Annotated in this window: 12 protein-coding genes; 7 read left to right on the forward strand and 5 right to left on the reverse strand. The window is 39.4% G+C overall.

Annotated features, from left to right (window positions below):
• Positions 1-34 precede the first annotated feature (34 nt).
• The 3 genes from Q4567_RS20620 (at position 35) to Q4567_RS20630 (ending at position 4,631) form a co-directional block, all read left to right on the forward strand.
• Positions 35-2,107: a hydantoinase/oxoprolinase family protein gene (locus Q4567_RS20620; protein WP_216046371.1), complete on the forward strand. Its 2,073-nt coding sequence runs from the start codon at positions 35-37 to the stop codon at positions 2,105-2,107.
• A gap of 12 nt (positions 2,108-2,119) precedes the next feature.
• A complete protein-coding gene (locus Q4567_RS20625) occupies positions 2,120-3,970 on the forward strand; it encodes a hydantoinase B/oxoprolinase family protein (protein ID WP_216046372.1) in 1,851 nt (616 codons plus the stop codon).
• Between the two features lie 280 nt (positions 3,971-4,250).
• The gene (locus Q4567_RS20630; protein ID WP_303502111.1) at positions 4,251-4,631 is read left to right on the forward strand and encodes a glutathione S-transferase N-terminal domain-containing protein; all 381 of its coding nucleotides are present in this window, start codon (positions 4,251-4,253) and stop codon (positions 4,629-4,631) included.
• A 39-nt stretch (positions 4,632-4,670) separates the two neighbouring features.
• Here the strand turns inward: Q4567_RS20630 and Q4567_RS20635 are convergent, their stop codons facing one another.
• On the reverse strand, positions 4,671-5,777 hold the full coding sequence (locus Q4567_RS20635) for a DUF2891 domain-containing protein (RefSeq protein WP_303502115.1): 1,107 nt from the start codon (positions 5,775-5,777) through the stop codon (positions 4,671-4,673).
• A gap of 275 nt (positions 5,778-6,052) precedes the next feature.
• Between Q4567_RS20635 and Q4567_RS20640 the strand changes: the two genes are divergently transcribed.
• The 3 genes from Q4567_RS20640 (at position 6,053) to Q4567_RS20650 (ending at position 8,715) form a co-directional block, all read left to right on the forward strand.
• Complete coding sequence (locus Q4567_RS20640; RefSeq protein WP_303502118.1) at positions 6,053-6,976, forward strand: hypothetical protein; 924 nt, start codon at positions 6,053-6,055, stop codon at positions 6,974-6,976.
• 195 nt (positions 6,977-7,171) lie between these two features.
• Positions 7,172-7,810 (forward strand): NAD(P)H-dependent oxidoreductase, encoded by a 639-nt coding sequence (locus Q4567_RS20645; protein WP_216046376.1) that lies wholly within the window; start codon positions 7,172-7,174, stop codon positions 7,808-7,810.
• A 299-nt stretch (positions 7,811-8,109) separates the two neighbouring features.
• Positions 8,110-8,715: a cytochrome b gene (locus tag Q4567_RS20650; RefSeq protein ID WP_303502138.1), complete on the forward strand. Its 606-nt coding sequence runs from the start codon at positions 8,110-8,112 to the stop codon at positions 8,713-8,715.
• Between the two features lie 447 nt (positions 8,716-9,162).
• Here the strand turns inward: Q4567_RS20650 and Q4567_RS20655 are convergent, their stop codons facing one another.
• Complete coding sequence (locus Q4567_RS20655) at positions 9,163-9,672, reverse strand: prepilin-type N-terminal cleavage/methylation domain-containing protein (protein ID WP_216046378.1); 510 nt, start codon at positions 9,670-9,672, stop codon at positions 9,163-9,165.
• 195 nt (positions 9,673-9,867) lie between these two features.
• On the opposite strand from Q4567_RS20655, the gene Q4567_RS20660 reads away from it, so the two are divergent.
• Positions 9,868-10,767: a TIGR01777 family oxidoreductase gene (locus tag Q4567_RS20660; RefSeq protein ID WP_216046379.1), complete on the forward strand. Its 900-nt coding sequence runs from the start codon at positions 9,868-9,870 to the stop codon at positions 10,765-10,767.
• A gap of 118 nt (positions 10,768-10,885) precedes the next feature.
• Here Q4567_RS20660 and Q4567_RS20665 read toward each other — a convergent pair whose 3' ends face one another.
• Genes Q4567_RS20665 through Q4567_RS20675 form a run of 3 tightly spaced genes read right to left on the reverse strand, consistent with a single transcriptional unit; the run spans position 10,886 to position 15,353 of the window.
• Positions 10,886-11,971, reverse strand: coding sequence for a hypothetical protein (locus Q4567_RS20665; protein ID WP_303502141.1), 1,086 nt, complete (start codon positions 11,969-11,971; stop codon positions 10,886-10,888).
• On the reverse strand, positions 11,968-13,656 hold the full coding sequence (locus Q4567_RS20670) for a zinc ribbon domain-containing protein (protein ID WP_303502143.1): 1,689 nt from the start codon (positions 13,654-13,656) through the stop codon (positions 11,968-11,970). The genes Q4567_RS20665 and Q4567_RS20670 overlap by 4 nt, the downstream gene beginning before the upstream one ends.
• Positions 13,653-15,353, reverse strand: coding sequence for a hypothetical protein (locus Q4567_RS20675; RefSeq protein WP_303502145.1), 1,701 nt, complete (start codon positions 15,351-15,353; stop codon positions 13,653-13,655). Before Q4567_RS20675 ends, Q4567_RS20670 begins: the two co-directional genes overlap by 4 nt.
• Positions 15,354-15,730: the final 377 nt, after the last annotated feature.

Raw genomic sequence — 15,730 nt, forward strand, 5'->3', positions numbered from 1 at the left:
TATTTAAAACAAGAATTTGAAAAAGGAAAACGTTATGAGTTATCGATTAGGTGTTGATGTAGGAGGTACTTTTACAGACCTTTTGCTAATCAACGAAAGCAACGGTGAAACTCACACTGCGAAAGTTCCCTCTACACCACATGATTCATCAGTTGGCGTATTAAACGGTATCGCTCGAATTTGTGAAGAATCCGGTATTGATCCTAAACAAATAAACCGTGTTATGCACGGTACTACGGTTGCAACCAATGCCGTTCTTACCGGTAAAGGTGCCAAAGTAGGTCTAGTCACAACCCGCGGATACAAGCAGGTATTGCAAGTTGCTCGATCTTTTTGTCCTGGCGGATTAGGTGGTTGGGTAAGCTTTGTTAAAAAACCATTATTAGCACCGTTAGAGCTGACTATTGAAGCAAATGAACGGATGGATGCTGATGGTTCAACTTCTGTTGAGTTGGATGAAAATGCATTACTTGAAGATTTACGTAAACTAAAAGCTACTGGTGAAGTTGAAGCGCTTACCATTTGTTTTATTAACGCATACGTAAATGGTGACCACGAAAAACGCGCTAAAGAAATAGCCGCTACCGTGTTTACTGATGTTCCTATTAGTATTTCCAGTGATATCGTGCCAGAAATGCAAGAATATGAGCGTACAGAAACCACGGTCGTGAATTCTTACGTTAGACCTGAAGTGGCTCGATATGTTGATAATTTGCAAGCTTCATTGCATAAAACCATGGGTGAAGATCTGCATTTATCGATTCTTCGTTCAGATGGTGGATTGGCCTCGGCTAATGCTGCTGCGGATAACCCAGTAAATCTATTGATGAGTGGCCCCGCTGGTGGTGTTTCAGGTGCTATTCACTTTGCCTCTGCAGCAGGTTACGACAACATTCTGACCTTTGATATGGGCGGAACTTCAACGGATGTCGCGCTAATTCAAAACTCCAAAGCTCGAATTAGACGGGAAACACGAGTAGGTGATGTGGTTGTAAGAGCTCCTTCGGTTGATGTGCGTACGGTTGGTGCTGGGGGCGGCTCTTTAGCCTTTGTTCCTGAATTAACCAAAGCATTACGTGTAGGTCCAGAGTCTGCCGGTGCTAAACCAGGCCCTGCTGCTTATATGAAAGGCGGTGTGGAGCCAACAGTGTGTGATGCCAACGTAGTGCTGGGGTATTTGCCTTCTGACGTGCAACTTGGTGGAAAAATGGCAATTGATAAGTCCGCGGCTGTTGCAGCGGTTAAAAAAGTGGCTGATGCAATGGAGATATCTGTTGAAGAAGCCGCTGAAGGTATCATCCGCATTGCCAACGAAGCCATGTTCGGTGCGTTACGTTTAGTTTCGGTCGAGCAAGGTTTTGATCCAAGAGATTTCGCGCTAGTTGGCTTTGGTGGTGCCGGTCCCCTTCATGCTAACGCACTGGGCATTCTAACCGATTCTTGGCCAACCATTATTCCTCCTGGTCCAGGCGTATTATGTGCTTACGGTGATGCCACTACAGTGGTAAAAGATGAAGCGTCAAAAACCTTTGTTACGCTTATTAAAGATACCGATAAGGCGTCATTAACAAAACTATTTGAAGAGTTAACCGATAAAGCCGCATCAACTCTGATTGCTGATGGTATTAGTAAAGACGAGTTAGACGTTACGTTGCAGGCTGATGTGCGCTATACCGGTCAAGCTTTCCAATTATCTATTGAATGTTCAAAAGCTGATTTCGAAGCTCAGGGTTTGAATCTATTAATCGACCGCTTTGACGAAGAACATACTCAATTGTTTACCTTTGCTCTTGATGATGGCCATGAAATTGTAATGGTAAGAGCTATAGTCTCGGCTTCTTCTACGGCGTTGCCTGAAAGTAAGCAGATTACAGGTACTACAGCATTGGTGGATTGCAAAATTGCAGACACTAAGATTTATCATGATGGTCAATATCATGATGCGGCCATTTATGAACGTGCAAAGATGGGCGTAGGCCTAAAAGTGCCAGGACCTTGCATTGTAGGTGAAATGGATTCGACAACCGTGATTTTGCCTGGTTACGTTGCCACAGTAGATTCAGTTGGTAACTTGTTAATTAACCCTGTTAACACCAAGAATAAGTAGTAGGAGTTTATCATGAATAAAATTATTGAAACCAATAGCGCTCCTCTTAAACGTGTTGAAGCAGATACGGTTACCGTTGATATTATTGAAAATGCATTGAAAAATGCCCGCGAAGAAATGGATGCAGTTTTATTTAGAACGGCAATGAGTCCAGGGATCCGCGAGCAAGGTGATTGCTTCCCTATGATCGCTAATAGAGATGGCAAGATGGTAGTAGGTCAGTTTGGCTCATTTATCCATGGATTTATGGAAGCCTTCACCGGTCAAATGGAAGAAGGAGATGTGTTACTCACCAATGATCCTTACATGTGTAACGCTGCCGTATCTCACTTACCTGATTGGTTAGTACTTGTGCCTATTTTCCGTGAAGGACGCCACATAGCATGGTCTGCCATGTTTGGGCATATGTCCGATAACGGCGGTATGGTACCGGGTTCAATTCCAATTAAAGCCGAATCCATCTTCCAAGAAGGGATACGTATACCACCTACAAAACTGTATAAAAAAGGTGTGTTGCAAACCGATATACTTGAACTTATTTTGCATAATGTGCGTACCCCGCAATGGAACCGATTTGATTTAAACGCGTTAGTAGCTGCCTGTAACACGGCATCAAAACGAGTGATTGAAATTGCCGACCGTTTTGGCGATGACGTGTTTTATTCCACTATGGAAGTGATGTTAGAGCGTAACCATACTGCTATGTCTGCCATCATTAATATGTTGGTACCTGAAGAACCTCGTGTGTTTGAAGATTATTTATGTGATGACGGCGTGGGTAAAGGACCATATAAAATTCGTTGTAAAATGTGGCGTGAAGGTGACAAGGCTATATTTGATTTTGACGGTACTGATCCGCAAGCAAAAAGTTCGATTAACTTCTATCTCAATGAAGATATGTTCAAAATGTTTTTCGGCTCATTCACCATTAACTTAGTGGATCCGCAAATATTGTTCAACGATGGTTTCTACGATCTTGTGGATGTGCGTATTCCTCAAGGTAGCTTGTTGAAACCTAATTATCCGGCAGCATTGTCGGGCAGAACCCATGCATTGGGCAGAATTTTTGATGTCATGGGCGGCTTGTTAGGACAGGGTGCACCTGAAGCGATGAATGCGGCGGGCTTTTCAGATTCTCCCCATTTATTTTATTCTGGTTACGATGATAAAGGCGAGTGGTTCCAACTGTTTCAAATTGGTTTTGGTGGTATTCCTGGACGCCCTGCCGGTGATGGCCCTGACGGTCATTCTTTATGGCCAGGCTTTACCAACGTGCCGAATGAGTTCATTGAAGCGTATTTCCCATTGCGGGTAGAAGCATACGAAACCATACCTGATTCAGGTGGTGTAGGTCTGCATCGCGGTGGTAATGGATTATCAGTGGGTTATCGTTTCCTAAATGATGGCCAAATTGCAATTCATGATGATCGTTGGTTAACCTACCCTTGGGGTGTAAATGGCGGAGCGCCAGGTTTGCGCTCGACTAAGTTACTAAAACGCGCTGATGGTACAGAAGAAACCTTGCCAGCAAAATGTGAAGGTATTGAAGTGAAAAAAGGCGATATCCTTTACTTTAATACATGGGGCGGCGGCGGTTGGGGAGACCCACTTCTTCGTGAACCACAGTTAGTGTTAGATGACATTAAGCGTTCACTGGCAACAGTACAAGGTGCTCTGGCTTATGGTGTTGTAATTAGTGATGATCTGACCATTGATGTTCAGGCTACAGCTGATTTACGCGCTAAAATGGCCGCAGAGCGTGGCGATGTGAATCTGTTTGATTTCGGTGGCGATATTGCCGATATCAAAGCTCGTAGTATGCAAGAAACCAACTTGCCTGCACCACAAACCCCTGAGTTTTAAGCAGACTCAAACTAACCCATAACAGCGAGTTATGGGTTCTCTGAAATTGCCTAAATGTGGTCGGAATACTAACCGACCACATTTATTTTTTTAGATTCCAACTGACGTGAAATTTAACTTTGTATTGTTAACAAAGCTAACAAGCATAACCGCTTTTAACCTTCATTTATCGTCCAAAAATCACAGCATAGCTAATATTAAAATGTTCGTAATTCACAGCGGAATTTATGTTGTTATGGGTTTATAATACGGCCTCATTTTTAAGGGTAGTAAATATATTATGTCTTTTTTAGTCAATTTCGTTCGCAATTTTCTGGGCTGTATCATTGCCCTAGTTGACATCATCACTCGACCACGAAAACAAAAGCGCAGCGCGCAAGCTCAGCAACAAGTAGAACAAGAAATTCAGTCTATGGCTTTGTACCAGTTTTTTGCTTGTCCTTTTTGCATTAAAACCCGCCGAGCATTGCATCGCTTGAATTTGCCCATGGAAACGCGCAATGCCAGCAAAGGGAGTGAATTTCGAACTGAACTTGAACAACAAGGTGGTAAAACCAAAGTGCCATGTTTGCGTATTTCACAAGACGGCAAAGATACTTGGATGTATGAAAGCAACGATATTATTGGTTACTTAGAGCAACGCTTTGGTGCGGTTAGTTAACCTTAACGATTAAGGCTTTCACAAATTGAAAGCCTTGTTCTAACGTATTCCTCGTTCGGTTTCTAAGTAAGTCGCGAAACTCCCTAGCCAGTGACTCCCCATGTAATGCATGTCGTGTATGACTGAGTCGATACCTGATTTTTTATGGGCTTTTGCTGCATTTAGAATAGACGCTCTGCGAGGATCATCAACATTTAAAGCAGATGCTATACCTTCTAACATCCATGCTCTGCTTAAATTCAAACCATCTAGGTGAGCGAGTTTGCCATCACTTTTATCCACCACTGTGGCTACATCTAACCATTTCGCATTGCCATTGTTGGGGATGATGGGCAAAAACGCCGATAACCATTTTGCATATTGCTCAGTGGGTAACACCCGTCGCATTAAGTCTGCCTCAGCAATGCATGGGGAGAGAAAATCTTGTCCTGATGGTTCATACGCTAGGGGACAATTGACATCATTGATGTATAAACGGGTAATGTTCGCCTTCAATAACTCACTAAACTCATTATTTTTGGCCGTCGCGCTCCAGTCCAACATGAGCCCGAACGCAAATGCAGTTTGGCTATGCTCGCCAACACGGATAGGAAATGAGAGCTTAGGCAACCAATCGCTTACGTTGGCCACTATTTTGTTTTCTAGAGGAGTTAATATATTTAACCAGTGTTTGGCTTTTGGATTATCCCATTCACGCAATTCGGTGGTTAGCTGCAAAAACCAAGCAAGTCCATAGGGGCGCTCAAAACTGGTGCCCGTATCCGCACGATTGAAATACGCCAACTCTGCTGCTAAATTTTGTTGGGTGAAACTTTGATTCAGGCTTGCCATTATACTTTGGTAATGAGTTGAGTCTGGGTATTGGCTAGCAATACGGGTCAGTAACCAGTGCCCATGTACAGAGGAATGCCAATCAAAACAACCATAAAATGCCGGATAAAGTCGCTTGGGTGTCTTTACATCTTCATCACTGGTCATCATATGTTTGATGATATTAGGATATTCTTTATGTACACACTCGAGGGCAAGTTCGGCAAACCGGTCAATAACTTCGGCTTTGCTTGGCTCGATGGTATTTGTACTCGGTGCGCTTACCGCAGCACTGCAATAAATGCCAAACAAAAAATATATCGCTTTGATTTTCATAGGTAATTTTCATTAATTGAAATGGTAGCAGGAAGCTTGAGTCTAACTGCTATGAGTATTCTCTGCAACGGGATAGCGTTGTATTGTTTTTTTGACCTTATTTGCGGAAGTTGCGCCGTCCAACTCTATTTATTCCCTATCTTAGACTACACTTAATGCTGCAAGAAATTGCAAACGCAACTTTAGTCAATGCTGATGTCGGCTTACTTCAAACCAAGGAGGTTTTTTCATTTTCGTAAGTGCGTACTACTTTTTATTCATGGAGCAGAAAAGTTATGATTACAGATGACGTAAATAAATTAGTATCCAACAATATTTTCAATCAAACCGCAATTAAATTAAAACCTAAGCAGTGCAATAAACACAGGATTGTGAATCTGTCAGTCACATCAGATAGTGTTGTCGGCAGAGCCGTTATCGTAACTGATCGGCAAACTCATCATATAGAAGTTGAATGGGGTGATGGACAGACAAGTCGTCTTAACGTAGGTTACGCTAGCCATTTCGAAATCTCTGCATTTGATGGAGATAATGGCTTGCAAGCAGGAACTTACGAGTTTTTTCATAGATATGATGTTACCTATGTGGAACATATGTACGCTGAGGGGCTCTTGGTGCCAGCGCCCACGGACTATGTAGTGGTTGTTAAAACCATTGATTTCAACGGTCTGCTCGATTCCACAGCGGCAGATATAAGAATTGAACCGAGTTATCGACTCAATTATTACCAACTCACTGTAGGTCTTAAAAATAAATGCGACGGCGGTGGGTTTAATGAATTTACCATCAGCCAGTTCGAAGGTGGTGAGCTTTTAAAAGAGTGGGAATGGCATCCGTCCGATGATTTCATCTTCGCGATACCAACCTATCGAGTACCCGATAGTCAAATAAGCCAAGTGTTTACCGTAACTGAACCTGAAAACCCGCATAGAACAACGACTCCGCAAATTCGCTTTTATTTTGTTGAGTTCGACCGATGGTACAATGATAGAGGAAGTTTGGGTTATCGGAATGGTCTCTCATACTATTTAAGTGGTGAACAGGAAAAAGCTTCAGGTACGTTGGAGGGGGAGATTATTATCGAAGATGAAAATCCACTATGGGACAGCAGTTGTGATTTGATGTTTAAGGTTGATTGGGAAATAAATTTGTTAGTTCCAATGCCGGATAGTCAGCCATTATCATTTTCGCCCAACTGATTATAAAGACTCTGTTCAAAAATGACTTTCATGCCAACTTAATTAGGTTGGCTTTTTACTTGTTTATAGCATCTAATCGAAAGAAAATAATAACCTCAACCTTTACTCTTCTATAATTCCTCTTCTGATAGATTGAAATTACCGAAAACGGCCTCACTTTTAGGACTCGCAAGTAGAATAATTATGGAGTAACCGATGTCGAATTTGGTAGAAAAGTTAAATTGGCGCTATGCAACAAAAAAGATGGACGCAAGCAAAGCGGTCGCCGAAGATAAAGTAGAACGGATTCTTGAAGCTATACGTTTAACGGCTACCTCAAGTGGTCTGCAACCCTATGAAGTCATTGTCGTAAAAAATCAAGATTTGCGTGATCAAATTGTACCCCACGCGTTTAATCAGACACAAATCTCTGACTGTTCTCACCTTTTAGTATTTGCGGCCTGGGACAATTATACCGAAGAGCGCATTAATCATATGTTCGATTTAGTCAATGAAGAACGTGGCATTATCAATGAAGGCTGGGAAAACTACCGTAAAATGATTTTGGCTACTTATCCGCCAAGAGATCCAGAGATCAATTTTCAACACGCAGCTCGCCAAGCATATATCGGTCTTGGTACAGCTTTAGTTGCTGCCGCTGAAGAGGGAGTTGATAGTACTCCTATGGAAGGTTTTGTACCTGAAAAAGTGGATGAAATTTTAGGTTTGACTGAACGCGGATTGCGCTCGGTAGTATTATTGCCTTTGGGTTATCGTGCAGAAGAGGGCGACTGGCTTAAAAACCTGAAGAAAATTCGTCGGCCTAAGCAGGATTTCGTCACTGAAATTGACTAATTACCTTAAACTTTTTTAAGTGCTACAAAGTGCAGAGTTATTTAATAGATAATTCTGCATTTTTTTTTGATTATCTGAAAGTCGTTCGCGTAGCGCGAATCGTTTTCACGAAAAAGATAACTGTTGGCGAAAATACGATAGATTTTTTCTCTCTTAAAAGATGATATAACCTCGGGTAAGTTGTTATATCAAGTGCAATTTAAGTTGCACGTCAAACCAATGAAGCCCTTTTAATACTTCACGTAATGAGCAACAAATCAATAATTGCGAATTTCATTTTATTTTTATAGAGGCTTAACATGTTACAAAATACAATAACGTCATGGGGGAGCGTTTCAAAATCATTACATTGGGTAGTGTTGCTGCTAATCATTGTTGAAGTTGCTTCAGGTTTTTTGATGTCAGCAACTTATGGGTTTGCTTTGAAATACCCAGACGTGAATTCTTTTCATGACGTCATCGCACAAATTCATCATACCAATGGTTTTGTTTTATTGTTATTGGTCTTTTTTAGATTAGCTTGGCGGTTGATGGGGGTTGTTCCACAGCTTCCTTCCGGTTTTAGTCGTTTCAAACAGTGCTCAGCAAAACTAACACACGCACTACTTTATGCGCTTTTGTTATTATTGCCGCTATCTGGATGGGCAGCGCTATCAGTATTAGCGGATTCTGCTGAATACGGTGTAACACATATATGGTTCTTTACAACGGATGGGGTAATTCCTCCTATTCTTCCTATCCAAGACATAAACAGTATGTTCGGTTACTCCTTTTTTGGAAAAACCCACCGTTATTTGCTTGTTGCAGGCGGCGTGATTCTGGTCATTCATGTCTTTGCGAGCCTATGGCACCACTTGGTTGAAAAGGATCAAATCTTACTTCGAATGTGGCCGGGTGGCCGCTGAAATGAAAAGAGTTAGAGTCACTTAATTTTATCGCTTTTAATAGAATAATTGATTCTGGCTGTTTATTGCTTTTTGAGTAAAATAGTGTCTAAGTCTATTGTCAAAAGCCAAGTTCAAATTCTCGCTGAGTTTCAGCCAGAAACCGTCTCGCCTCTTTACATTTAACCGAGTAACGATTCCACCTTATCTCACATGTTTGGCCTGCATTACTGCTACCTGTAGCCACTTTAGATAGGTGCGTATCTCTTAACTTGTCTAACTGTTTACTAAAAAATAAGTGTAAATCTTGGGTAGAACCGACGATAAGTTAAATATCTTCTTTACTGCCTTGAAAGCTTTTTTTTTAAATCCTAAATTTTAAACAAGGATTAGACGATCTTGCTGGAAGATTGAAGGCTTTTAAGTAACAGCTTTAATGTTCCAGCATCTAATTCATTATTGAGTTTATTAACATCCAGATGTAACAAAATCATAAGTTGGGAGTTCGTTTGCGCCCGCTGGTGGAATATAGGTGAGGTAACAATTCGGGCTTCTAAGGGGGATGTTATTATTAGTAATCCCACTGAACCCAACAATTCTTGAAGGGGAAACGAAGAATTGTCCACCGCCAAAGGTGTCACCATAAGCCCATTCATCATTTAACTGAAGTGCGTTAGCAATGCCGGTTGTTCGGTTTGCACTTGGAAATCCATAAACTGTAGAAATATCGTCCACGCCGTCACCGTCAAGATCAACATTGCCCTCGGCGTCGTTAACAACACCTTGGATTATTGCTTTAGCATAAACCAAGTTTACCGCTCCGCTTGCTGTTCCTGCCATACCTTCTAAAACAGCTTTGTTCGCATCCGAACTCAAATTGATAAATTTGGGAGCTGCAACCACTGACAAAATTCCAAGAATTACTATTACAATAATCAACTCTATTAGGGTAAACCCCTTAGCTTTTTCTAATTTCACTACAACTTAACCTTTCCAGTACAACAATGGGGGGTATTTTAACCCACCAAATATTGACCATCTATTATACTTTGGATTATTCACTTTTGTTTTAACTGTGTGCCGTTGCTACTTGGATCAAGTAGGTTGCTAGCATGGTGAGAAGAATTGATCCGTTTCCAATGGACTTGCTTACAAACGAATAAAGGAAAATAGATGAATTTGCTAATTACAGGTGGCAGCGGACTGATAGGTTCAAAGCTCGTAAAACATATCAAGGCTGAAAATCAGCTTACGATATTAACAAGAAATCCCAAGATTGCTGAAGAAAAACTTGGAAGTGGGCTAACGTATATTTCGAGTTTAGAGCACTTGTCTAATTTGAACGACTTCGATGGCGTGATTAACTTAGCTGGCGAACCTATTGTAAATAAACGTTGGAGCTGCGAACAAAAAACGATTTTAGAAAACAGTCGCTGGGAAATGACTAAAAAGTTAGGGTCATTGTGTGTGGCAAGTCAATCTCCTCCTAAATTCTTTATTAGTGGATCAGCCATTGGTTTTTATGGTCGTCAAGACGTACAAATTATTGACGAAAATTTTGATAAACCCAATAAGGAATATAGTCATAGTTTGTGTGCTACTTGGGAGAAACTTGCCTTAGACATTGAAACTGAAGAAACTCGGGTATGTGTGCTGCGAACAGGTATTGTTTTGGCTAGAGATGGCGGCGCTTTAGAAAAAATGCAGCTACCATTCAAATTAGGTTTAGGTGGACCAATAGGGGCAGGGGACCATTACATGTCATGGATTCATATCGACGATATGGTAAGGGGCATAGTGCACCTAATTGATAATGCCGGCTGCACAGGAATTTACAATTTTACTGCCCCTGAGCCCGTTACCAACAAACACTTCTCAAAGGCATTCGCCAGTGCATTGCATCGCCCTTGCATATTATTTACTCCAAAGCTTGCACTTAAACTCGCAATGGGCGAAATGGCTGATTTGTTAATCTACGGGCAACGAGTTGTCCCAATGAGGTTGTTGGAAAGTGATTTTCAATTTAACTTTCCTAATATTGAACAAGCGTTTTCAGATTTGTATGGAGGTTAACTGATACATAATCAGTTTATTGGCTTTTGCAGATAGTTCTTACTAACGCGCAATGCAGCTTTAAATACTAAACGTCTCTGTTGTGACAAGTGATATTTTCGAGCCCATATACCACTTTCTAGCTTAGGGAGATTTCTAGTTTAAATGGCAAGGCTTCACTAATTACGCTGCTGTTTTTTAAAAATACATTACCGTTTGCAGAAACCTCAGCTTCGATAATAGACAAATTATTCCCATGATACATTGTGGCTTCGCAGGTGAAGGCGTCAGCTTTTGATTCAATTATTTTTAATGGTTTGAATTTTGAAAGAAGACCAAGCTGTTTATTATCATGGATGTAATTTTTAGCCCACATGAAATCGGGAAGTGAAGGGGCGTTTTTGCTAGCAATAATGTAAAAAGAATGGCCTTCTGATTGAATGAAAAAACAAAAAAAACACAAATACTCTAATACATTATCTTGAGTTAAATGAATGGAATGTAGGCCGTTACAGTCATGGATAGGCGCGCTTAAGCCGTTCAAAGTATAATAATAGGTATTGCCATTCTCGAGATTAGCCTCTAGAAAATATAGCCACTTATGCGGGTTTTCAAAGTGTGATGAATGGAAGGCAATCAACCTAGCTTTAGGGTAAAAACTTAACGGAGCGCTTAAAAAGCGAATTTCATCTTCAGATTTTTTTTCACCTAGAAAATGTCGAAATGTATTGATTAGTTTAGTGGATTCTATGTTGGTTATGGGGTGCCAACTTAAACCTGGGAGCGAAAAAAAAGGCCGCGTGCATTTTAAATCGCTAACGAAAGGTGGACTAAGCATATTAATATTAGCAATTTCAAAATTAATAAATGCATCAATACTCTCTTTTTTATTCGACTTGAGTGAATAACTCTCTTTAAAGTGCGCTAGCGAGATGTGAAATTCGTACACGCGCCAATCAGGTTGTAAAAACACAAATCCCTTGTAGACCTCGGCACTTATTTTACTGGTAAATTTGGCTACACTAGGGAGTTGCTCAATAGCTTTGGTAAACCTTGCATCAACTTGTGCGTCAAATAACTCAGTAATATTAAAATCAAATTGCTTAATTTCGCAGTTGACCTGGTGTTTATTGAGACATGACTGGCAAAGATGGGGACCGCAATTACGACCTGATACTTTCTCAATCAAGATGTTTTTGTGGCAACTCTCACAATTGACTTTCATTCTGCTTTACTGCTATCTATATCACTATTTGTGCTATTGACTAATGTTTGCATTTTAACCAGATAGGATTTGTAGATCTCGTCTAAAGTAATTTGATTTCGTGTTGTTTTGAGGGAGGTTTGCATTCCATTTATATTCTCTCGTAATAGCTCTGAAGCTTGCTTAAGGTTGTATTTATTTTGTTTAATTTGCTCACTCAACTGTTCAACCTGTCTATTTAATAAAAAATGACAATCGAAATCCAATTTGTTTCTAGCACCGAACAGGCTTCCACCGCAGAGCTGACAAAAATTGTAAATACTTTTATTGGGTTGCTGACATTGGTGACATATTTCATATTGAGCATTTATTTGCCGCATAGATTGAGATATTAAGTCGATTACAATGGGAATGACAGTTAGCAATATTATGGCCGGTGTAAACAAGGAATTTTCACTGCTATCAAAGAATTCTAGCGAGACATATTGGTTGTATGCCACTATGCAAGCGAATGACGTCAAAGTTACGATTTGTGCGATAGCGCGCTTGAACTTTTTAGTTTTTATAGCGGCTAAAAAATACACTATTTGAATTAGCAAAATAAAAGCATAAAATACTCCCTCTAACTGAGCATACAAAATATCTTTAGTGATTGGATTGTTGAAAGCTAGCAAAAAATTGGGTATCAAATTGTTACTGGCAAAGGAAGAATCCCAATACCATTGCGTGATGACACAATATAAGTAGAAAGATAATTGCAAAAATACGGCCCAAATAACTAAAGACCAGAATAAGAAGTGAAATGTTACTGTGAGTATTAAGAAGTATTTGGTACTCGCTAACTGTGACACATAGCGACTACACTTTAGACATATTGGAAAAAACGACGCTACTAGCCATATCACTGTAATTCGTCTAATGTCCACATGAGCGGAAAGCGCAAAGTAGAGTGGTGCAATAAGCACTGCAATATAAACACGCTGATTAAGCATGTATAAAAAGTAAAGTTTTAAATCATATAATGCGTTTTTTTCAGCATTGGAACCGTTTTTTATTAATGTATATTCATAGGAAAAGCGTCTGAATAATAACCATATTTTATTAAAAGCAAAACCTGCAGAGTCACTTAAATACACGATAAAAAGAAAGGTGCATAGGCCGAATAAAACGATTAGTAAAAATTGAGGAAAACTTCTGTCGGAATTAGCAAAGCTCATTTCTATGTTGTGGATAATAAACAAAAACAGTAGTAATACTAAAATGCATACGATTAGCGACGATAATGAGTTTAGCTTTGATGATACAAATTTGTTTATTATTCTTACCAACAGCAAAGCAATCGAAAGCCCGAACAGCATTGATATGCCTTGTTGCCATATCCCTTTAGCGTTTAAATAAAGTACAAAATACACTCCGGACAGCATCAGCATTATGTTAAAACTAACACGCCAAAATTGACTGCTTTGGGTTATCGTTGCATGATTAAAGGTACTTTCTTTTAAGTTTTGGTGAGTTGTAAACGTCTTTTCAGTGGTTGTTAAATAATATATATATGCCAATAAACCTGGGATAATTAACAATAAAATCGAATATTCGGTACTGATATTTAGGTGCTTTGCAATAACTGCATAATAGATAACACCTAGCATCAAATAACCAGTGCTCAACATCCAAATGCAAAGGTATTTAATAGCCCCTTTGTTCACTTTTTTGGTCCTCTTGCTTTCATATCTTGTGCGACCGCTGCCTTTCGAACCTGCTTCAACAAGCCTAGGCACTCTATGATTTGTCTGAGACCCGCATGTCGATACCTAATATGCTCTAACTTTTTTTCATCCCCTTCAGTTTCAGTCGACTCTAATGATAAAGGTGATTGGTGAAATGCTTTGACTAAACCTAAAACCATGGTTTTAGAAATATGTAAATAGCTACCGCAACTAGGGCAGTATTTGGCAAGTTTTGGAGCTTTATAACTGCATGCATGGCACTTGCTGTTAACGCGGTAAGGGCCAGCCAAAACATTGATAATAAAATGCACTAAAAATGGTAGAGCAGAGAAGATGAATACTTTCGGTGGTAAAGTCCAAGGAACTAAAGCCGCCACTTTGCTTTGACCTACATAATTATCGTAATACACAGTCAAACTAAAAATACTAACGGTTAGCAAAAACCATAAAAAGCGATATTGCTCTTTGCGTATGAAAATTGCGTACAGCCATACAATAATAGTGGAAGATACTATTGCGTAAATTATACCTTCAATGTAAGCCAGCAAAAAGTCCAACTGAATAGGTTGTCGAACAAAATAAAACCAGTAGTTTGGAAACACACCGTCTTGTAAATTCCAACCGAGGGAATTGAGTAAATTTCCCAATTCAAAGTAGGCTATATAGGCTAATAAGTAGATAACATGAGAAGCAAACGTCACAATGAGCAAGGTTGAGATGACACTTTTAAATAATACAAAGAAAAACTCTTTCGAAAGGGGTTCTAATAACCTAGCTGTTTTAATCAAAAATGGTAAATTTAACGCGATGATAAGAATTACTAGAGTTGATTGGGTATTGAAGGTTAGTAGGCAGTAGAAGTATAGGGGGATAAACAAAAAGTGAATGTTAAACGTAGAGTTACTGAACATAAGCAACAAGAAGTGTTGTCCTTTAACAATTTTTTCGTTGCGTTTGTTGCTTCGTAAAATATGCAACACATCGCTATTGTGTTTGATAAAACGGTTAACAAAATACCAAATTCCCGAAAAGCCGATGGTTATGCCTGAAGCTATTAAAAGCAAGCACAAAAAAACGGAGAATATGCCAATTAAAAATTGCCGCGGCTGAATTTGCGATGAGATAGCAAATACAAATTCAAGTATTTCAAGAGATACAAAATAAGCGATTACAACCGCGACTAGGGCCGTCCAAGTAAGCCATTTGTAATTCGCAGAAAGGGATTTGATCAAGGTAATTAAACCGAATGTATACAGACTAAATAACAGCAACGAACAGAGGAAAAACAGTGAACCCTGTAAAAATGAAATCTCAGCTCGGATTGTGATGAATAGAATATAGGTCAGAATAAATGCCTGTATTGCAATTGTGCCAAGGTGATAGCCAATAAGATGAAACATCCCATTATAGGCACCTTTGTTCAACAGCTGTCCTTGATTGATGATGTCATTAACAGTTGAAATATTTCGTATTGAATCGGTTAAATCAATAAAGATGTTGTATATGCAAAATAGTGCGATGCATAAGGCAAAATATGCACTGTGAGTGATGGGGTAAATATATTCAAAAACTAATGGGTAGCTATAAAAACACGTGAGTACATAGGTCAGTGCGACGCAAGTATGAAAGACTAGCGCTATATTCGTGTTTTTGTTGTGTTCATTACTCGATGGCATTTTGCGCAAGTCCGTTTACATTTGAATATAACATGCAATAAAGTTTTTAGAGATTATCTAAAAATTAACATGTTTATAACTGTGCGACAAACATTCAACACAAAGTCAACTTTTTACAATTGGACAGGAGTCAACTTTTTACAATTGGACAGGCATAATTTTTCAAAAGGACTTCAAATAAAGGAAAAAGCGGACAGGAAAATAAATACGAAAAAAATAGACAAAAAAATAAATACGAAAAAAATAGACAAAAAAATAAATAAACAGTCATCAACAAAAAAATTAAATAAATAGACAGTCAAAAAATAAATAGACAGTCATTACTAGTCATCTACCGATTTGACGAGATTAATTAACGCTTAGGAGCAATTTAATGG

The organism is Aliiglaciecola sp. 2_MG-2023 (assembly GCF_030548145.1).
GTDB lineage: Bacteria > Pseudomonadota > Gammaproteobacteria > Enterobacterales > Alteromonadaceae > Aliiglaciecola > Aliiglaciecola lipolytica_A.